This is a genomic window from Sphingomonas sp. 320_CC, assembly GCF_059691795.1.
Genome location: NZ_JCAWAE010000001.1, coordinates 1,040,564 through 1,058,926, shown reverse-complemented (window position 1 = coordinate 1,058,926; position 18,363 = coordinate 1,040,564). Strand labels below are relative to the sequence as shown.

The following is an 18,363-nucleotide window of genomic DNA, read 5'->3' as shown; positions in this document are numbered from 1 at the left end:
GGTCCTGACTTTCGTCAGGATGACGAGGGAAGGGACAGTTACCTCGCAGCGTCCTCGGCACGCTTGAGCAGGACCCCGGCGCGCCAGTAGTGGAACAACGCCCACGGCGTCATCAACACGATGATAATCAGCGCATAACGTAATGAATCCTCTCCGAATCCGGGCTTCAACAGATCACTGAGCCAGCCGACCAACGTCGGCCCGAGCCCCAACCCGACGAGGTTGATCACCAGCAACGTGATCGCCGCCCACATCGCGCGAATCTGCAGCGGCGCGAGATGCTGGATCAGTGCAAAGCTTGGCCCGAGATACGAATTGGCGAAGATCAGCGAGACGAAATAGCTGCCGATCGCGACTACCGGCGCGTCGATCAGGTAGAAGGCGAGCGCGAACGGGAGCGACAAGCCCTTCATCACCAGAACCACCCAGGCCTGGACGTGGAGCCCGTGACGCTTGGCGAGCACGTCCGCGATCTTGCCGCCCGCCAACGCGGAGATTGCCCCGAACAGTGCGCCGGGCAACGCAATGTAGCGCGAAATGTCGAGCATCGAGATGCCGAGAGAGCGCTGAATGTAGCTAGGTCCCCAGCCGGTCAGCGCGTAGCCAATCATCGACGTCAGCGTGACGCCGACCACCAGATGACGCGCCGGGGCACTCGCCCACATCGACGCGAACCCTTGCGCCACGCTCGGCATCGGCATCGCCACCGCGCGCGCCGCATCGGAAAGGCCGCGGCGAGGTTCGACCATGAACAGACGGACGAGAACGGCTAGGACGATCCCCGGCAGTCCGACGGTCATCATCGCGATCCGCCAGCCATAGCTGTGCGCGACGACCCCGCCTATCAGCGTACCGAACCCTGCACCGAGCACCACGCCGAGCGAATACACCGCCATCGCACTCGCGCGCTTCTCGGGCGGGTACAGGTCGGCGATGATCGAATGGCTGGGCGGACTTGACCCCGCCTCGCCGATGCCGACGCCGATCCGGAACAGCATCAGCTGCGTGAAGTTCTGCGCAAGCCCGCACAACGCGGTCATCGCGCTCCAGATCGTGAGGCTGGCGGCAATGATGTTACGGCGGCTGGTCCGATCAGCCAGCCGTGCGACCGGAATGCCCAACGTCGCATAGAAGATCGCGAACACGAGTCCGGACAGCAGCCCGAGCTGCGTATCGGTCAGCAGCAGGTCCGCCTTGATCCGCTCGAGCAGAATCGCGAGGATCTGGCGGTCCATGTAACTGAAGAAATAGGTGAAGGTGAGCAGCGCGAGCGTCAGGCCCCGTCGCTTCATCGCCAATGCGTCGGCGATCTCGGGATGGGACTGATACGCTGCGGCCATCGGCAATACCTCAAAATCTAAACAGGCCTTAGGCTAGGTCAATTGAGGCGTACCAGACAAGCTAAAGCTGCATTCCTGGCCGACCTGCGACGAGCCAACGGCATGTGTATGACGAGCGACATTACCGCTACGAAGCAATGTCTTATGGGTTTGAAGGCGTTACCGGTGTTTCGTGAGAAGGACGGCGGAAGATGCGTCCTCGTTTGGGTCGCTCTTCCGCCTTATCCCCTCTCCAACGTCGTGGCCGGGCTCGTCTCCGCGTCACCAGTGGAGCGGAGCGTCCGGGCAATCTGAATACCGGGTATGCGGCTCCCCTCGCATAGATTCGCGACGTTGCAAAGCGTATTTTCCTTATCGCTCCCGCTAGGAATGGAATCCCTCGTGGCGTCCAGCTTGCCCGCCACCGCCCCTGCCTCGCCACCCACGCAACACGATCGCTGGAGCATTCCGAAGACTGACTTATTTAATCGGCCCCCGCCAAACGCGGCGAGATCCCACTGCTTCTAGAAGAAGCCGGGCCCGACCTCACGATCGCGGCGATTGCGGCGATTGCGGCTCGGCCGGCGGCGATCGCCGCGTACGAGATGGCAAGGCAATCGACGACAGCATCAAGCCCAGCGCCGACGAAGCGAAGAATCCGCTGCTCGGGCAGACGGCGGTGCAGGCCGGACGTTAGTCGCTGATCGTCCATCCCAGCCGCGGATCGCCACCGCGGACGGGTTGGGCGGCAGCCAATTTTTGGGCGAGACTGCCATCGGCTACGTAGGCTGGTGGAATGGCCATCGCGGTCGGTGGACTATAGGCCACGGTCGCGGAGGATGGCGACACTAAGGCCGGGCCTCGGGTAAAGGACATTGCCGGTGGCGTGTACCGGGCCATGCGTATCGCCGGGCGCGCGATACGGGTCGCCTCGCCGGTGAACGCGGTGAACTGGCGCCCTTCCTCGAACACGGCGTTGTGCCCAGTGACGAACGCCCCCGCGACGACGCCGCCGACGATGATGGTGCCGATCGTCTCGCCGGTCCGGCCATCTCCGGCGGCGTGATAGCGACCAACGACGGGCACGCTGCGACCAGCAACTTCGACCGAGCGCAGTTCGATATCGAGCTTGCCGGATTTGCCGAACGCGCCCTTGCCGGTCCTGAAGGTCACCGCACCAACGCCGGGGGCCCCGCGCGGGATCAACACCGCGCCATCGACGATCACGTCCCGCGCAACGGATACCGCGACGGGTTGTCCGACTCGTGCGCGATCCGACGCGATCTCCTCGTCCAGACGCAATACCATCTCGGTATGCGCCGGCACGACGATCGCCGCATCCGTCGGCGCATCCGTCGGCGCATCCTGCGCGGCTATGGCGGTGGGTAGCGTGCACAATGCCGCAAAGACGATCAGCTTGTGCACTCAATTTCTCCCCTGCGGGCACGGCCTGTCCCGCGCCGGAGATAGCAGAGGAAGGACTTCTATCGTGTGAAACGAGTTGGTTAACTGCGCCGGTTACGCTTGGGCACTCGGTCGGGCGGAAGCACGGGCATGCCATGCCCTCAGATGTTCGAGATCGTCGGGTATCGCGATGCCGACGAACTTGGCGAAGTCGATCGTCGTGAGCAGGACGATATCGGCGATCGTGTAGCGCTCGCCATCGAGCCAGTCGCGACCGGCGAGCGCGCGGTCGAACTCCGCCATTGCGGCGAGAACGCGCGGGCGCTGGCTTTCACCGAACTCGGTATATTGCGGCTGGACGATCCGTGCGGTCCAGGGATGCGTATGCAGCCAGACCATCGACAACGGCGTCATCAGCCGCAGTTCGATCCGCCGTGTCCACATGTCGATCTCCGCAATGTTGTGCGCGCCGTGGCCGAACATTGGCGGGTCGGGATGGAGAATCTCGAAGTAGCGACAGATCGCGACGCTCTCGGTCAGCACGCGGCCGTCGTCGAACGTCAGCGCAGGCGTCTGGCCGAGCGGATTGACCGCCAGGAACGGCTCGGCCTTGTGCTCAGCCTTGGGAATCGAGATTTGTGCCATGGGCACGCGGACATGCTTTTCGGCGAGGAAGATGCGGACGCGGCGCGGGTTGGGCGCGGGCAGTGCGCTATCGTAGAACAGCAAGAGCGTCTCCTCGGCATCTGTTTTCGAATATACCGTATGGCATTGCCGGACGCGTTCGCCTAGCGATGCGTCGCATGACGACCGCCGCAGACATGCTCGCCACGGGCTTCGCCACCCTCCCCGATTTGATCCGTGCGCACGCGCTGGAACGGGGAGATCGTGTCGCCGTTTCCGATGCGCAGGGTAGCATCGACTATAGAACGCTCGACGCGATGATGGACCGGATAGCGGCGGCGTTGCAGCGCGACGGGGTTGCGGCGGGTACGGCGGTGGCGATCGTTGCCGCGCCGACGACCGAGTATGCGGCGATATTCCTTGGTGCGGTACGCACGGGGTGCGTCGCGACACCGATCGCGCCGTCCGCTACGCCAGCGGCGATCACGGCGATGATTGCGGATAGTGGCGCGCCGGTCGTCTTCCTCGATGCGGAGAATGCTCGGGCTTTGAACGGGCAACCACTGTCGGCTCACGCTGTCGTGTTCTCCCGCGAAGGCGGGAGCCCAGGCTGGGCTCCCGCCTTCGCGGGAGAACAATCTTTTGATGCGTGGCTCACTCCTCCAGAGACCAAGCCAAACCCCGTCACAATCGCTCCCGAAGACCCGTTCAATATCATCTACTCGTCCGGTACGACCGGCATGCCGAAAGGCATCGTCCAGAGCCACGCCATGCGCTGGGCGCATATCGCGCGCAACACTGCCGCAGGGTTCGACACCGCCGTGACAATGATCGCGACGCCGCTCTATTCGAACACCACGCTGGTGAGCTTCCTGCCGACGCTCGGCTGGGGCGGCACCGTCGTGCTGATGGGGAAGTTCGAGGCGCGCGCGTATCTTGAACTCGCCCAGCGCTACCATGCGACGCATACAATGCTGGTTCCGGTGCAGTATCAGCGGATCATGGCGCTGCCCGACTTCGACGACTTCGACCTGTCGGCATTCCGCTTCAAGACCAGCACCAGCGCGCCCTTCTCGGCAGCACTGAAGGCCGATGTCGTCGCACGCTGGCCGGGGGTGCTCGTCGAATTCTACGGCATGACCGAGGGCGGTGCGAGTTGCGCGCTCAACGCAACCGCCAACCCGACCAAGCTGCACACCGTCGGCCAGCCGATGCCGGGCCACGAGATCCGGCTGATCGACGATGACGGCGTCGAGGTCGCGCCTGGCGAGATGGGCGAAGTCGTCGGTCGCAGCCCGGCGATGATGAACGGCTATCACGGCCGATCGGAGGCGACGCGCGACGCCGAATGGCATGACGCCGACGGCAACCGCTACATTCGCCACGGCGACGTCGGGCGGTTCGACGCGGACGGTTTCCTCACGCTGATGGACCGGAAGAAGGACCTTATCATCTCGGGCGGATTCAATATCTATCCTTCGGATCTGGAGGCGGTGCTCGCCCAGCACCCTGCGGTCGCGGACTGCGCCGTGATCGGCGTGTCATCCGAGGCATGGGGTGAGACGCCGGTAGGCTTCTACGTGCGACGGGATGGCGTAATCGAGGATGCCCCCGCGATCCTCGCTTGGGTGAACGGCCAGCTCGGCAAGACGCAACGCCTGTCCGCGCTCCATGTCGCCGACGAGCTACCTCGCAGCGCGATCGGCAAGGTGCTCAAGCGCGAACTTCGCGACAGGCTGGGAGCGGCCGCCGCATGACCAGTCTGAAACAGGCGATCGACGCACTGGAGCCGATCGAGGGCGGCTGGCGCGGGACGGTGCCCGAGAACTGGTTGCAGGGCCGCACCGCTTATGGGGGCTTCTCCGCCGCACTCGCGCTGCATGCCGCGCAGAAATCGGACGTCGATCTGCCGCCGCTGCGATCCGCGCAGGTATCCTTCATCGGGCCCCTCTCCGGTGACATCGTCATCCGCGCGACCCGGTTGCGGCGCGGGCGCAACGCCGCGTTCGTCCAGGCGGATGTCGAGAGCGAGGCCGGGCTCGGGCTACGCGCCACGTTCGTGTTCATGGGGGCGGTCGCCTCGCGCGTGGATCACCAGACCGGCAGCGCGCCCGACTTCCCGATGCCAGGCCCGGATACGCGGACGTTTCGCGGCACGAGTGCGGTCGCGTTCTCGCGGAACTTCGACCTGCTCGATCGGCGGGATGACGGCGTCGGGCCGGCGGAGTGGCTGCGGTGGGTGCGGCTGGCCGAGCGTGACGGGCTCGATCCGATGGTCGAGCTCGTCGCGGTGGCAGATTGCCTGCCGCCGTCCGCGCTGAAACTGCTCGGTGGCCCTGCCCCGCTCAGTTCGATGACGTGGCTGCTCAATATCCTGGGTCCCCAGCCGGTGACACGCGAGGGCTGGTGGCTGCTCCGCGCGACCACCGATTACGTGCGCGAGGGCAGTTCCAGCCAGCAGATGGCGATCTGGAACGCGGACGGCACGCCGGTCGCCGAACAGATGCAGAACGTCGCGATCTTCGCCTAGTCCGACTAGCACGCGCCTGACATATCTTGCGACACATTGGTGAAGGGGCGGCAAAACCCTGCGACAACCGGGGTTTAGAACGACGGTCATTCGATGGGAATTCGTCCCACTCCGCCGGAGACCGACATGCGCAAGACCGTCCTCACCTTGATGCTCGCCGCCAGCGCGATCACGTCCGCCGCCGGCGCGCAAACCGCCCCCGCGACACCGCGCCTACCGATGCGTCAGGATGCGAACCACGACGGCCTCGCCACGCGCGCGGAAGCGATCGCGCAGGCCGACGCCCGCTTCGCACAGATGGATACCGATCATGACGGCCGCGTGACCGGCGGCGAGATGCGCGCCTATCGCGAAGCGCTGCACGACCGGATGGTCGCCAGCGGTCGCGACGTCCCCGTGCCGCCGCCGGGCGGTCGCAAGCATGACGGCATGGGGCGCCGGATGGACCCGAACGGCGACGGCAGCGTGACGCGCGACGAATTCGAGGCGCGCGCGCTCAAGCGGTTCGACCGGATGGACGCCAATCACGACGGCACGATCGACGCGACCGAGCGCGCCAACGCCGCCGAGATGCGCCACGTCGACCGGCGCGAACGCCGCGACGGCGTGACCCCGCCCGCACCTGCACCTGCTCAATAATTGGATGAGGGGAAGCATCGGGCGTCGGTGCTTCCCCTGGACAGCCGCTATGCTAGACACTGCCCCGATGGGGGATATGCCGCACCTGCTGCTCGTCGACGACGAGCGCTCGATCCGCGAGCCGCTGGCCGTGTACCTCACCAAGCAGGGGTTTCGTGTCACGCAGGCGGGCGATGCTGAGGCAGCGCGGACTAGGCTGACGGCGTATGCGATCGATCTCGTCATCCTCGACATCATGATGCCGGGCGAGGACGGGCTGTCGCTGTGCCGCCACATCGCCGCGACCAGCGACGTACCGGTGATCCTGCTGACCGCGCGCGCGGAGGAGACGGACCGGATCGTCGGACTGGAAATGGGCGCGGACGATTACGTCGTGAAGCCGTTTTCGCCGCGCGAACTGGCGACGCGCGTGAAGGTTGTGCTGCGGCGCGCGACCGCGGGCGGATCGCGCCAGCATGCGCCACAGAGCAGTTCCTACGGGTTCGCCGGCTGGGTCCTGAAATCGGGCGAGCGCGCTCTAATCGATCGCGAGGGCGTCTCGGTGCCGCTGTCGACCGGCGAGTACAACCTGCTGCTCGCACTCGTCACGCGACCGCGCCAGGTGCTGACCCGCGACCAGTTGCTCGACCTGACTCAGGGGCGTGAGGCGGCCGCGTTCGATCGCGCGGTCGACAATCAGGTCAGCCGGTTGCGACGCAAGATCGAGACCGATGCCAAGACGCCCGAGTTAATCAAGACGGTCTGGGGCGGCGGCTATACGCTGGCCGCCGAAGTGACCCGCCTGTGATCGCGCGCCCGTGATCCTACGCTCATGACCCGCCCGTGGCCGCGCAATCTGGCCGGGCAGATGGCGTTGCTGATCGCGCTCGCGCTGTTCGTCGCGCAGGCGATCAACTTCGGTCTGGTCCTGCGCGATCGGATCGAGTTTCGCCTTTCGCAGGCGACCCGCCCGGTCGCGACCCGGATCGCCGATGCGCTCGACCGCGAGGCGCATGGCGGGCGTCCCCTGACCGCGGATCGCGGCCGCGTCCGCCGTCTTCCCGCCGATCCGATCCGACGGATCGGAGACGAGCGCCATCCCGAGGTCGCCGCCGAACTTCGCCGCCAGCTCGCGGATCAGGGCGTGACGGTCGGGCGGATCGATACCGGGCTCCAGCCCTCGACGCTCGACGACGACAGCGACCGCGACAATCGCCGCCGTGCGGGGATCCGCCGCGGCGAGCGCGATGGCGCCACGCTGTTGATCGCGGTCGAACAACCCGGCCGCGGCTGGCTGACGATCACCGCGCCGTGGCCGCAACCCGGCGCGCGTCTGCTGTTCGCGTTGCTGAGCCAGACCGCGATCCTCTACATCATCGTCCTGTTGCCGGTGCTGTGGATCGTCCGCCGACTGTCGCGACCGCTACGCGACCTGCGCGTCGCGGCGGAGCGGTTCCGACCCGGCGAACCCGGCGCGCCGATGCCGGCGGAAGGGCCCGACGACGTCGCCGCACTGATCACCGCGTTCAACGCGCTCAGGCTTCGTGTGACGGGCATGCTCGACGAAAAGGACCGCATGCTCGGCGCGATCGGGCATGATCTGCGCACGCCACTCGCCGCGCTGCGGGTGCGGATCGAGTCTGTCGAGGACGACACCGATCGCGCGAAGATGATCGATACGGTGGCGGAAATGAACCGGACGCTCGACGACATCCTGTCGCTGGCGCGGCTGGGACGGCCGAGCGAACCGCCGACCGATGTCGATCTGGCGGCGCTGGTCGATGCAGTGGTCGAGGATTTTCGCGACATCGGCAGCGAGGTGAGCTTCGTCGAGGCGGACCGCTTGCGGATGCGATTGCGGCCGTCGCTGATGCGCCGCGCGGTGCGCAACCTGATCGAGAATGCGGTGAAGTATGGCGTCTCGGCGGAGGTGCGGGTTGAGGCTGGAGCGCGGTCCGTCGCCATCGTGGTGGCCGATCAAGGCCCGGGCATTCCCGAGGACCGGATGGGCGACGTGTTCGACGCCTTCACGCGGCTTGAGAGCTCGCGCAACCGGGAGACGGGGGGAATCGGGCTGGGGCTGGCGCTGGCCCGCGCGATCGTGCGCGAGGCCGGTGGAGAGATTCGCCTGGTGAACCGCGCCCCGTCAGACCAGGCTGGCGGCGGCCTCGACGCGATCATCGAACTACCACGCTAACTCCTTCTACTCCCTCTCCCCTCCGGGGAGAGGGTCGGGGTGAGGGGCAGCCAAGCAGCGGTGCGCCTAGAGCAGCCCCTCACCCCAGCCCTCTCCCCGCAGGGGAGAGGGGGCAGTAAGTTCAATCCTCGACGATCTGGCTATGCATGCGCGTGTCCTTCATGCGGAGGTACACGATCAGCGAAACGCCGATCATCGCGGTCACGTACCAGTAGAAGCCGCGCTCCATGCCCTCGTTCTTAAGCCACAGCGCGACATACTCGGCGGTGCCGCCGAACATCGTGTTCGCCAGCGCGTACGGCAACGCCACGCCCAGCGCACGGACATGTGCGGGGAAGAGTTCCGCCTTCACCACCGCGTTGATCGCGGTGTAGCCCGTCACGATGAACAGCGAGGCCACGACCAAGCCGAACGCAAGATACGGATTGGTCGCCGTCTCCAGCACGGTGAAGATCGGCACCGTGCACAGCACGCCGGCAATGCCGAAGCCGACCATCAGCGGTTTCCGCCCGATCCGATCCGACAGCGCGCCCGCAGCAGGCTGGAACGCCGCATACAAGGCCAGCGCCGCGGTCATGATCAGCGTCGCGGACTCGCGGCTGAACCCGCTCGTATTGACCAGGAACTTCTGCATGTACGTGGTGTACGCATAGAAGGCGAGCGTGCCGCCGGCGGTGAGCAGCAGCACGGTGAACGCCTCGCGCGGATATTTGCTGAACAGCAGCCAGCCACTCGATTTCGGCGCGCCGTCCGACTTGGCGTTCTGATAGCTCTCGGTCTCGAGCAGCCCGCGACGGATGCGGAACACCACCAGCGCGAGCACACCGCCGATCGCGAACGGAATACGCCAGCCCCACGCGTCGAGCTGCGCCGTGTCGAGCGTCGACTGCAGCAGCAACAACACACCGAGCGCGAGCAACTGCCCCGCGATCAGCGTGACGTACTGGAAGCTGGAAAAGAAGCCGCGCCGCGACTTGCCCGCCATCTCCGACAGATACACCGCGCTTGCGCCATATTCGCCGCCGACGCTGAGCCCCTGCATCAGGCGTGCAAGGATCAGCAACGCCGGCGCGATCCAGCCGATCGTCGCAAATCCGGGCGTGATCGCGATGAGGAACGAGCCTGCGCACATCAGCGTCACCGACAGCGTCAGCCCCGATTTGCGCCCGTGGCGATCGGCGTAGATGCCCATCACCCACGCGCCGATCGGCCGCATCAGGAAGCCGACCGCGAACACCGCGGCGACACTCATCAGCTGCGCGGTCGCATTGCCCTTGGGGAAGAACACCGGTGCAAAATACAGCCCGAATGCCGAATAGACGTACCAGTCGAACCATTCGACGAGGTTACCCGCCGACCCGCCGAGGATCGATTTGAGGCGGTGGTTCTTCTCGGGCGCAATCGTCGTGCTCGCCATCACTGGGTTCCTCCCTTTGCGGGCTGCTGCGTTGCAAAGCCGCGCTTCTTGAGCAGCGCGTTCACGTCGGGATCACGCCCGCGGAACGCGCGATACGCCTCGGCGCGGTCGGTCTCGTTGCCGGTCGACAACAGGATCTTCGCGAACTTGTCCGCAGTCGGCTTGTCCCACGGACTGCCCGCCTCCTCGAATGCCGCGAAGGTGTCGGCGTCCATCGTCTCGGACCAGAGGTAGCTGTAATAGCCTGCCGAATAGCTGTCCGACGCGAACAGATGCTGGAACTGCGGCACGCGGTGACGCATCACCAGCTGCTTCGGCATGCCGATCTCGGCGAGCGTCGCGGCCTCGAACTTGTCGGGGTCGATCACGCCGTCGGGGACGGTGTGGATCTTCATGTCGACGATCGCCGACGACAGATATTCCGCGGTCTTGAAGCCTTCGTTGAACTTGCTCGACTGCTCGATCTTGTCGAGCAACGCCTGCGGCATCGCCGCCTTGGTCTGGTAGTGCCGCGCATATTTGTCGAGCACGTCGCGGGTCAGCAACCAATGCTCGTTCACCTGGCTCGGATATTCGACGAAGTCGCGCGGCGTGCCGGCGAGCCCCGAATAATAGACGTTCTGGAGCATCGCGTGGATCGCGTGGCCGAACTCGTGGAACAGCGTCTGCGCATCGTCGAGGCTGATCAGGATAGGCTCGCCTGGCGCGCCCTTGGCGAAATTGTTGTTGTTCGACGACAGCACAAGCTGCGCCGGGGCGAGGCCCCGCTGCCCACGATACGTGTTCGCCCACGCACCCGAGCGCTTGCCGGTCCGCGCGAAATCGTCGCGGTAGAACAGCCCGACATCCTTGCCGTTCTTGTCGGTCACGCTCCACACGCGCATGTTCGGCTCGAACACGGGAACGGTGCCGGTGATCTCCTTGAAGTTCAGCCCGTACAGCCGGTTGGCGGCGTACAGCGAACCCTGGATGATGTTGCCGAGCTCGAAATACGGCTTCAGCTGCGCCTGATCGAGGTCGTACCGGGCCTTGCGCACCTTCTCCTGGTAGAACCGGTAATCCCACGGCTCGATCGTCAGCGAGGTGCCGGCAACCTTCTGCATGTCCGCGACTTCCTCGGCCACGCGCGCCTTCGCGGCAGGCCAGACGCGCATCATCAGGTACATCGCCGCGGCGGGCGTCTTCGCCATCGTGTCCTGCATCCGCCAGTCGGCATGCGTCTTGAACCCGAGCAGATGCGCGCGGTCGGCGCGGAGTTTCACGATCTGCGCGATCGTCGCGTTCGTGTCGTTTGCATCGCCATTGTCGCCGCGGTTGACGAACGCGCGCCATACCTTCTCGCGCAGCGCGCGGTCGGTGGCGTAGGTCAGCACGGGATCGACCGCCGACCGCGTGTTGACGATCGCAAAGCCCGGCAGCTTCCGCTCCGCAGCGGCGGCCTTGGCGACCGCCTTCACGCTATCGGGCAAGCCGGCGAGCTGTGCTTCATCGCCGACCGCAATGGCGGTGCTCTCGTCGGCGAGCAGTTTCTCGCCGAACGTCGAGAACGCCGTCGCGAGCTGCTGGTTATACTGCGAAAGCTGCGTCTTCTGCGCGTCGGTCAGCTTGGCGCCCTGCCGCACATAGCTGTCGTAGATCCGCGTCACGAGCCGGATCTGCTGTGCATTCAATCCGCTGGAGTTGCGGCCTGCGTAGATTGCCTGGATCCGCGCGAACAGCGGCTTGTCGAACGTGATCGCGTCCGACGCCGCGGAGAATTTGGGCGACCATTCGCGGTCGAGCTTCTGATAGGCCGGGGTGTTCATGTTGCCGGTCATCACGCCGAACAGCGTCATCACCTGACCGTAGCGCTTGCCGGCCAGCTGCATCGGCACGATCGTGTTGGCGAAGGTCGGCTTGGCCGCATTGTCGGCGATCTTGCGATATTCGGCGGTCCGTTCGGCAAGCGTCGTCTCGAACGCCTGCGGGAACAGTTCGGGGCGAACCTTGTCCCACGGCGGCACTCCGCCCAGCGGACCGGTCCAGTCGGCCAGCAAGGGGTTCGCGGCGGGTGTCGTGGACGTCGCACCCGTCTGCGCGACGATCGACGTAGACGCCATCAGCGCAACGGCGCTGGCGGCGAGGTATAGAAACTGCACATGGATCTCCCGGTCAATGTACCGGGTAGCATAGTGATAAAGTTACGTAGCGGAAGGCGTACGCAGTGATCAGCGTGTAGCGCAGGTCGCACGGGCCGTAAGATCAGTCGCCGGATCGATCGTCGCGAGGCTGGCTCGCAGCGACTTCCGCGGCCGCAATAAGCCTGCGTCCCGTCTCCGCGGCGGCCTCTGGTGTGAAGGTGATTGCCAAGCCATCGACGCCGTCCAGCGTCACCAGCCCATTCTCGGCGGCGGCGATGCCTGCGAGGGTTTCCGGCGTCATCATGGTCTCACTCCCCCGACCGTTGATCCTGCCAGGGGTCATGCGCCGGGTACCCGTCACTCGCCCCTGGAACCGTAAAGATATTGTGGTTCGAATTCAGCAACGGCTGCAAGTGCTTTACGATCCACGATATTTACCTCGCCTGCCTTGAACGTCAGCAGGTTTTTCTCGCGAAGCGCTCTCAACACGCGGTTTACATGAACGCCGGTCAACCCGGTCGCCTCGGCCAGATCTGGCTGCGTCATAGGCAGTATAAAGCGTCCCTCCTCCGCCATCCCGATCATTTCCAGCCGCGCGTTCAATTCGCAGAACAGATGCGCGATCCGCCCTTCCGCGCCGAGCCGCCCGAGCCGGAAAATCCACTCGCGGTGCATTGCCGCATCGAGCAACGTGCTGAACCACAGTTTCTGCGTCAAATGCGGATAGCGCTCGGTGATGGACTGCAACGTACGATGTTCGAAGCAGGCGATCTTTACGGGCCCGAGCGTCGCGATATCGTGATCGAGCCGCTTCATCGGGAATGCGTGGAGATCGACGAAATCGCCCGGGACGTGCACGGCGACCAACTGACGCTGCCCCTCCCGGTCGTCCATGTAGCGGCACACGAACCCCTCGATCAGCAGCGTGCTCGTCTCGATGAGGTCGCCCGCACGGACGATCTGCTTGCGCCCAGGCACCTGCCGCACGGATTCGATGCCGTCCTCCAGCACCTGCTTTTCTTCGTTGCTCAACTCATGGCGACCACGGCCCATGAGGAATTTTTGCGAGATCATCGACACCCCTTCATCACCCGGCCTCGTACCGCCCTCCGCGATAGAAGAACAGATCGGGATTCGTACTGATCAATATCAAAGGTTATGTCGGACGCGAAACATTGCAGCGGTTCGCGGGTTCCTCCCCGACCATGTACCAGCCAATTTTCCAAAACGATCACCCACTCGCGCGCAAGTTCATCGAGACTGTGCAGGCGCCGCAATTTCCCTGCGTCGGTGCAAAATCGGCGCTCGCCAAGGGGCAGATGGACATTCTCGTCGCCCGCGACGTGCGATCCGCTTGGGATGACATGAGAATTTCTCCGGCGCTTGGCGAGACCGTCCGCAAATACCGCGAGGATCGCGCGATCTTCCGGACGCTTATCATATTGTTCGAAGCGCCTGCTTTGCTGTCGGAGGAGGAATTCGAGGCGCATCTTTGGGCGAGGGCTCAGTCCCTTAGCGACAAGGACGAGTGGCTCGGCTACCGCCCCGATCCGTCGGTGAGCAGCGATCCGGACGATCCGCATTTCTCGCTGAGCTTTGCTGGCGAGGCGTTTTTCGTCGTCGGCTTACATCCCAATGCGAGCCGTCCTGCGCGCAAGTTCGAATCGCCGGCGATGGTGTTCAACCTGCACGACCAGTTCGAGGTGCTGCGCGACCAGCAGCGCTACGACAAGTTGCGCTCGTCGATCCTGGCGCGCGACCTCGAATATGCCGGCTCTATGAACCCGATGCTGGCGCGGCACGGCGAATCGAGTGAAGCACGCCAATATAGCGGGCGCGTCGTCGACGAATCCTGGAAATGCCCTTTCAAGCGAGGCGAAGCCCGTGGCTGACATCAAGACGATCCCGCCGCGTTCGGGAGCCGGGTTCACGCTCGACAAGGGGCAGATGCTCACTGTGATCGATCCCGAGGGCTGCCAGGTATCGGACTTGCTCGCCTACAACCGCGCCGACGTGCGCGAGGCGATTTCGTCGGGGCGCACGCTCGATTATGCGAGCCGGTTGTACCTGACGACCGGCGACCTGCTCTATTCGAACCGCAGCAACGTGATGCTGGAGATCGTCTCGGACGATGTCGGACGGCATGATTTCCTGCTGACGCCGTGTTCGAAGGAGACGTTCTCGATCATCTACGGCGATACCGATCCGCATCGCGGCTGCTTCGGCAACCTTGCTGAGGCGCTCGCGCCTTGGGACATCGAGCCGGACCAGATCCCGGTCGCGTTCAACTGCTTCATGAACGTGCCGATCAATGGCGAGACGGGCACGTTCACGGTCGAACCGCCGCTAAGCAAGGCTGGCGACACGATCGTCTTCCGCGCCGCGATGGACCTCGTGATCGGCATGACCGCGTGTTCGGCGCTGCAATCGAACGGGGGCAGCTTCAAGCCGATCCAGTACCGGATCGGCTGAGCGCTCAGCGGCGCTGGTAGAAGATGTGCGACTCGACGGTCGCCACCTTGACTAGCGAACTGCGCCAGTACGGTACCAGCCAGTCGGTGTGGTAATGCGTCGCGCGGCCCACCTGCGTATAGACGTAGCCGTTCATCGCCCGCCGTGCCGCGTGTCGTGCCTGTTCCCAGCCGTCATGCTCGGGCCGCCGTGTCTACGAGCCGTCGCAGGTGAAGGAGAACTGGCACCCGGTCTTCCGGTTCGCGCCTTGGTAGACTACCCCGCAGACCGTCTTGGGGAAGCCACGCGCGCCGACCCGGTTGAGCACGACCTGAATGACGGCCCGCTGTCCGTCGCGATCGGTGCCGGCTTCGTAAAGAGCGACGGTAGCTAGGCACTCGGTTGCCTGAAGGCGAGAGGCCGGACCACCGCGGAAGCGGAACGGCTCTGCTCTTTTGCGCTTTTCGACCACAATCGGGACCAGGGCGTTCGATGCTCGTGCCTGAGCCATTGTCAGCCGGGGCTTGCGGTGATCTGTGGTAGTTTCGGTCGGCCAGGGCAGATCGGTCAGCGCCCCGAAGATCGCCGCGAACGCGACCACTGCGCCGAGCAGGAGAAGCCAATGCTCGGACGATGGTCTCAGCCCGGATCGATTGCGCCGCCGCGATGAGACATATTGGGCCGGTCGCTTCGCCATCCCGCGTCCTTACCGGCGAAATTTTCGCAAGGAAACGATCACTGTGCCGCTCGCCCCGAGGGTCGACGCGCGATCGTTGGAAAGAGATGGTGCCCCTGGCCGGAATCGAACCAGCATGCCTTGCGGCAACCGATTTTGAGTCGGTCGCGTCTACCAATTTCGCCACAGGGGCAGCGGCGGGTTGGCTAGACGAAGCTTTCGTTTGCCGCAAGCTGTCTTGATCGGAAAACGTGTCAGTTCAGTTTCTGGGCGGTTGGCGACGATAGCTGAGCGCTTCGGCGATATGGATGCGGCCCACGGTTTCGCTGCCGGCGAGGTCGGCGATGGTGCGGGCGACGCGGAGGATGCGCGTGTAGCCGCGCGCGGTCAGGCGCATCGCTTCGGCGGCCTGGGCGAGGAGCTTGCGACCGGCTTCGTCGGGCGTGGCAACGGAGTCGAGCAATGCGCCATCCGCCTCTGCGTTGGTGCGAACCGGGTGGTCGCGGTAGCGCTCAGTCTGGATTGCACGGGCGACGGCAACGCGTGCGGAAACCTCTGCCGAGCCTTCGGTCGGCGGCGGGAGAATCAGGTCGGCGGCACTGACCGCCTGTACGTCGATGTGAAGGTCGATCCTGTCCAACAGCGGACCCGACACCTTCGCCTGGTAATCCGCGGCGCATTTCGGGGCTCTCGCGCAGGCCAGGCTTGCGTCCCCGAGGTGGCCGCATCGACATGGGTTCATCGCGGCGATCAACTGTACGCGCGCAGGAAAGGTGACATGTGCGTTGGCACGGGCGACGCTTACCGTACCAGTCTCGAGCGGCTGGCGAAGCGAATCGAGCACGGCGCGTTGGAACTCTGGGAGTTCGTCGAGGAAGAGCACGCCGAGATGCGCGAGGCTTACCTCCCCCGGCTTCACCTTCAGCCCGCCCCCGGTGAGTGCAGCCATCGACGCGGAATGGTGTGGCGCTCTGAAGGGTCGCGTGCGGGTCAGGCGCCCCCCTGTCAGCGTACCAGCGACCGACTGGACCATCGACACCTCGAGCGCCTCGGCGGGGTCGAGCGGCGGCAGGATGCCGGGCAGGCACGAAGCCATCAGCGACTTGCCGGAACCCGGCGGGCCTACCATCAGCAAATTATGAGATCCGGCAGCTGCGATCTCCAGCGCGCGCTTGGCGGTTTCCTGCCCCTTCACCTGCCGCAGGTCCGGACCGTGGTCGGCGTGCTCGGCTATGCCGGGCTTGGGTGGGCTGAGCAGGCCGTGGCCCTTGAAGTGATTGAGCAATGACAGCAGGTCGGGTGCGGCGATGACCTCGATCTCGCCTGCCCATGCCGCTTCAGATCCTTGCGCCGCCGGACAGACGAGCCCCTTCCCCACTTCCGATGCATGCAGCGCCGCCAGCAGAACACCCGGCGATGCGGTGATCCGCGCATCGAGGCCAAGCTCGCCGACGATCACATAATCCGCCAGCGCTTCGGCATCGACGACGCCCATCGCCGCCAGCAATGCCAACGCGATCGGTAGATCGAAATGCGATCCTTCTTTCGGCAGATCGGCGGGCGACAGGTTCACCGCGATGCGCTTCGGCGGCAGCGACAGCCCCATCCCGGCGATCGCACCGCGTACGCGTTCGCGGCTTTCACCGACCGCCTTATCCGCCAGCCCAACCACGTTGAACGCAGGAAGTCCCGGAATCAGTTGGACTTGCACTTCGACCGCGCGCGCTTCCAGCCCAAGATATGCCACCGTCGCTACGATCGCCGCCATGCCCGCTCCCCCCGCGACACGACGTCACGCCTTATTCATACCCGATTTGCCATGTCTGCAAGGATGGACGCCCCGGAATACTCTAGGGTTGCCGTCTTGCGAACCTAATACACCGGACCCACATGCCCTCCGTGAAAGCAGTCCGCTCCCCCATTTTTCGCTTCGGCCAGTTGCTGCTCGGGGTCATCCTGATCCTGGGTGCGCCACTACTCGCGCCGCTGCCGGGGCCTGCGGGGATATTCCTGTTCGCGGGAGGTATGGTTCTCGTCCTGCGCAATTCGCGCTGGGCGCGACTCAAATGGGCGCGGCTGAAACGCCGTTGGCCACGGACAGGGCATTTCGTCGACCGGATGATGCGGCGGCAGAGCGCGATGCGCCGGCACGAGCGGGCCAAGGCTGCCAAAAACACGCCCGTCGCGACGGGTGCGAATTGACTTACCGCCGCCCTTTCCGTAAGCGCCCAGCCATCAAGGCCGTCCCCGTGGCGGCCGTTTTCTATTTGATGACCTAGGGAATGACCAATGAAGCGGACCTTTCAGCCGAGCAACCTGGTACGCGCACGCCGTCACGGCTTCCGCGCACGGATGGCGACGGTCGGCGGCCGGGCAGTGATCCACGCACGCCGCGCACGCGGTCGCAAGAAGCTGTCGGCCTAACCATTCTGGACAAACGCCGCGATTTTCTCGCGGCGAATGCGGGGAAGCGCGCACCGATGCCGGGATTCGTCCTGCTCATGCGCCCCCGCGATGACGGTGACGAGACGATGCGAATCGGCTTCACCGTCACCAAGAAGATCGGCAACGCCGTCGTCCGGAACCGCATGAAACGGCGGTTGCGGGCGTTGGCGCGTGAGCTGCTGGCGGAGCGCGGCGTTGCCGGGGCCGATCATGTGCTGATCGGGCGGAACGGTGGGGTCGAGCGGGATTACGCTTTGTTGCGGACCGAGCTCGGCAAGGCGTTCCGCAAGGTTACGCCTCAATTGCCTGCTACCTCGGTAGCGAACACCACCAGTGCTGCGAACCCCTCCACCCCGGCGAAGGCCGGGGCCCAGGTGGGAACGCGGCCGTGATGCAGGACCGCCCTTCGTTAGCTACGCTCCCCAACTGGGCCCCGGCCTTCGCCGGGGTGGTAGCAAGCGTGGGACAGCGCGGTTGCGAGTTCCAACTTACCGTTATCCCCTGCTCCTTGTTCTCCCGCGTAGGCGGGAGCCCAGACTGGGTCCCCGCCTTCGCGGGGAAA

At 65.0% G+C, this 18,363-nt stretch carries 18 protein-coding genes, 1 tRNA gene and 1 pseudogene; 10 read left to right on the top strand and 10 right to left on the bottom strand.

Going from position 1 to position 18,363, the window contains the following annotated elements; translation table 11 throughout:
• Window positions 1-38 precede the first annotated feature (38 nt).
• The 3 genes from AC59GX_RS04880 to AC59GX_RS04870 form a co-directional block, all read right to left on the bottom strand.
• Window positions 39-1,340, bottom strand: coding sequence for a spinster family MFS transporter (locus AC59GX_RS04880; protein ID WP_426280872.1), 1,302 nt, complete (start codon window positions 1,338-1,340; stop codon window positions 39-41).
• Between the two features lie 672 nt (window positions 1,341-2,012).
• Complete coding sequence (locus AC59GX_RS04875; RefSeq protein WP_426280874.1) at window positions 2,013-2,744, bottom strand: hypothetical protein; 732 nt, start codon at window positions 2,742-2,744, stop codon at window positions 2,013-2,015.
• 93 nt (window positions 2,745-2,837) lie between these two features.
• Window positions 2,838-3,452 (bottom strand): glutathione S-transferase family protein, encoded by a 615-nt coding sequence (locus AC59GX_RS04870; RefSeq protein ID WP_426280875.1) that lies wholly within the window; start codon window positions 3,450-3,452, stop codon window positions 2,838-2,840.
• Window positions 3,453-3,526: 74 nt separating this feature from the next.
• Between AC59GX_RS04870 and AC59GX_RS04865 the strand changes: the two genes are divergently transcribed.
• The 5 genes from AC59GX_RS04865 (at window position 3,527) to AC59GX_RS04845 (ending at window position 8,692) form a co-directional block, all read left to right on the top strand.
• Window positions 3,527-5,104 (top strand): class I adenylate-forming enzyme family protein, encoded by a 1,578-nt coding sequence (locus tag AC59GX_RS04865; protein WP_426280876.1) that lies wholly within the window; start codon window positions 3,527-3,529, stop codon window positions 5,102-5,104.
• Window positions 5,101-5,877 (top strand): thioesterase family protein, encoded by a 777-nt coding sequence (locus tag AC59GX_RS04860; protein WP_426280878.1) that lies wholly within the window; start codon window positions 5,101-5,103, stop codon window positions 5,875-5,877. The genes AC59GX_RS04865 and AC59GX_RS04860 overlap by 4 nt, the downstream gene beginning before the upstream one ends.
• Window positions 5,878-6,003: 126 nt before the next feature.
• On the top strand, window positions 6,004-6,516 hold the full coding sequence (locus AC59GX_RS04855; RefSeq protein WP_426280879.1) for an EF-hand domain-containing protein: 513 nt from the start codon (window positions 6,004-6,006) through the stop codon (window positions 6,514-6,516).
• A 67-nt stretch (window positions 6,517-6,583) separates the two neighbouring features.
• Window positions 6,584-7,303: a response regulator gene (locus AC59GX_RS04850; protein WP_497301345.1), complete on the top strand. Its 720-nt coding sequence runs from the start codon at window positions 6,584-6,586 to the stop codon at window positions 7,301-7,303.
• Window positions 7,304-7,327: 24 nt separating this feature from the next.
• Window positions 7,328-8,692, top strand: a complete 1,365-nt coding sequence (locus AC59GX_RS04845; RefSeq protein WP_426280880.1) for a sensor histidine kinase — start codon at window positions 7,328-7,330, stop codon at window positions 8,690-8,692.
• Between the two features lie 121 nt (window positions 8,693-8,813).
• Here AC59GX_RS04845 and AC59GX_RS04840 read toward each other — a convergent pair whose 3' ends face one another.
• The 4 genes from AC59GX_RS04840 to AC59GX_RS04825 all read right to left on the bottom strand — a co-directional run bounded on the left by AC59GX_RS04840 (window position 8,814) and on the right by AC59GX_RS04825 (window position 13,303).
• Window positions 8,814-10,109: an MFS transporter gene (locus AC59GX_RS04840; RefSeq protein WP_426280882.1), complete on the bottom strand. Its 1,296-nt coding sequence runs from the start codon at window positions 10,107-10,109 to the stop codon at window positions 8,814-8,816.
• Window positions 10,109-12,247 carry a M3 family metallopeptidase gene (locus tag AC59GX_RS04835; RefSeq protein ID WP_426280883.1) on the bottom strand — a complete coding sequence of 713 codons (2,139 nt, stop codon included), beginning with the start codon at window positions 12,245-12,247 and terminating at the stop codon, window positions 10,109-10,111. Before AC59GX_RS04835 ends, AC59GX_RS04840 begins: the two co-directional genes overlap by 1 nt.
• A gap of 103 nt (window positions 12,248-12,350) precedes the next feature.
• Complete coding sequence (locus AC59GX_RS04830; protein ID WP_497301125.1) at window positions 12,351-12,530, bottom strand: hypothetical protein; 180 nt, start codon at window positions 12,528-12,530, stop codon at window positions 12,351-12,353.
• A 56-nt stretch (window positions 12,531-12,586) separates the two neighbouring features.
• Window positions 12,587-13,303 (bottom strand): Crp/Fnr family transcriptional regulator, encoded by a 717-nt coding sequence (locus tag AC59GX_RS04825; RefSeq protein ID WP_426280886.1) that lies wholly within the window; start codon window positions 13,301-13,303, stop codon window positions 12,587-12,589.
• A gap of 131 nt (window positions 13,304-13,434) precedes the next feature.
• Between AC59GX_RS04825 and gntA the strand changes: the two genes are divergently transcribed.
• Both gntA and AC59GX_RS04815 read left to right on the top strand, forming a co-directional pair.
• Entirely contained in the window at window positions 13,435-14,121 is a 687-nt protein-coding gene (gene gntA, locus AC59GX_RS04820) for a guanitoxin biosynthesis heme-dependent pre-guanitoxin N-hydroxylase GntA (protein ID WP_056051135.1), read from the top strand.
• The gene (locus tag AC59GX_RS04815; RefSeq protein WP_426280887.1) at window positions 14,114-14,701 is read left to right on the top strand and encodes a DUF1989 domain-containing protein; all 588 of its coding nucleotides are present in this window, start codon (window positions 14,114-14,116) and stop codon (window positions 14,699-14,701) included. The genes gntA and AC59GX_RS04815 overlap by 8 nt, the downstream gene beginning before the upstream one ends.
• A 4-nt stretch (window positions 14,702-14,705) precedes the next feature.
• On the opposite strand, the pseudogene AC59GX_RS04810 reads toward AC59GX_RS04815, so the two are convergent.
• The 3 genes and pseudogenes from AC59GX_RS04810 to AC59GX_RS04800 all read right to left on the bottom strand — a co-directional run bounded on the left by AC59GX_RS04810 (window position 14,706) and on the right by AC59GX_RS04800 (window position 17,124).
• Window positions 14,706-15,191: pseudogene (locus tag AC59GX_RS04810) on the bottom strand (cell wall hydrolase).
• Window positions 15,192-15,464: 273 nt separating this feature from the next.
• Window positions 15,465-15,549 (bottom strand) — tRNA-Leu (locus AC59GX_RS04805).
• Window positions 15,550-15,615: 66 nt separating this feature from the next.
• Complete coding sequence (locus tag AC59GX_RS04800; RefSeq protein WP_497301123.1) at window positions 15,616-17,124, bottom strand: YifB family Mg chelatase-like AAA ATPase; 1,509 nt, start codon at window positions 17,122-17,124, stop codon at window positions 15,616-15,618.
• A 122-nt stretch (window positions 17,125-17,246) separates the two neighbouring features.
• Between AC59GX_RS04800 and AC59GX_RS04795 the strand changes: the two genes are divergently transcribed.
• The 3 genes from AC59GX_RS04795 to rnpA all read left to right on the top strand — a co-directional run bounded on the left by AC59GX_RS04795 (window position 17,247) and on the right by rnpA (window position 18,193).
• The gene (locus tag AC59GX_RS04795; protein ID WP_497301121.1) at window positions 17,247-17,558 is read left to right on the top strand and encodes a hypothetical protein; all 312 of its coding nucleotides are present in this window, start codon (window positions 17,247-17,249) and stop codon (window positions 17,556-17,558) included.
• 87 nt (window positions 17,559-17,645) lie between these two features.
• The gene (gene rpmH / locus AC59GX_RS04790; protein ID WP_031393806.1) at window positions 17,646-17,780 is read left to right on the top strand and encodes a 50S ribosomal protein L34; all 135 of its coding nucleotides are present in this window, start codon (window positions 17,646-17,648) and stop codon (window positions 17,778-17,780) included.
• A 5-nt stretch (window positions 17,781-17,785) separates the two neighbouring features.
• On the top strand, window positions 17,786-18,193 hold the full coding sequence (gene rnpA, locus AC59GX_RS04785; RefSeq protein ID WP_426281110.1) for a ribonuclease P protein component: 408 nt from the start codon (window positions 17,786-17,788) through the stop codon (window positions 18,191-18,193).
• The last annotated feature ends 170 nt before the right edge of the window (window positions 18,194-18,363 follow it).

Excerpts from the sequence above, each read along its gene's own strand:
- AC59GX_RS04880 (WP_426280872.1), bottom strand. The coding sequence starts at position 1,340 with ATGGCCGCAGCGTATCAGTCCCATCCCGAGATCGCCGACGCATTGGCG.
- AC59GX_RS04865 (WP_426280876.1), top strand. The coding sequence starts at position 3,527 with ATGACGACCGCCGCAGACATGCTCGCCACGGGCTTCGCCACCCTCCCC.
- AC59GX_RS04860 (WP_426280878.1), top strand. The coding sequence starts at position 5,101 with ATGACCAGTCTGAAACAGGCGATCGACGCACTGGAGCCGATCGAGGGC.
- AC59GX_RS04855 (WP_426280879.1), top strand. The coding sequence starts at position 6,004 with ATGCGCAAGACCGTCCTCACCTTGATGCTCGCCGCCAGCGCGATCACG.
- AC59GX_RS04850 (WP_497301345.1), top strand. The coding sequence starts at position 6,584 with ATGGGGGATATGCCGCACCTGCTGCTCGTCGACGACGAGCGCTCGATC.
- AC59GX_RS04845 (WP_426280880.1), top strand. The coding sequence starts at position 7,328 with ATGACCCGCCCGTGGCCGCGCAATCTGGCCGGGCAGATGGCGTTGCTG.
- AC59GX_RS04840 (WP_426280882.1), bottom strand. The coding sequence starts at position 10,109 with ATGGCGAGCACGACGATTGCGCCCGAGAAGAACCACCGCCTCAAATCG.
- AC59GX_RS04830 (WP_497301125.1), bottom strand. The coding sequence starts at position 12,530 with ATGACGCCGGAAACCCTCGCAGGCATCGCCGCCGCCGAGAATGGGCTG.
- AC59GX_RS04825 (WP_426280886.1), bottom strand. The coding sequence starts at position 13,303 with ATGATCTCGCAAAAATTCCTCATGGGCCGTGGTCGCCATGAGTTGAGC.
- gntA (WP_056051135.1), top strand. The coding sequence starts at position 13,435 with ATGTACCAGCCAATTTTCCAAAACGATCACCCACTCGCGCGCAAGTTC.
- AC59GX_RS04800 (WP_497301123.1), bottom strand. The coding sequence starts at position 17,124 with ATGGCGGCGATCGTAGCGACGGTGGCATATCTTGGGCTGGAAGCGCGC.
- AC59GX_RS04795 (WP_497301121.1), top strand. The coding sequence starts at position 17,247 with ATGCCCTCCGTGAAAGCAGTCCGCTCCCCCATTTTTCGCTTCGGCCAG.
- rpmH (WP_031393806.1), top strand. The coding sequence starts at position 17,646 with ATGAAGCGGACCTTTCAGCCGAGCAACCTGGTACGCGCACGCCGTCAC.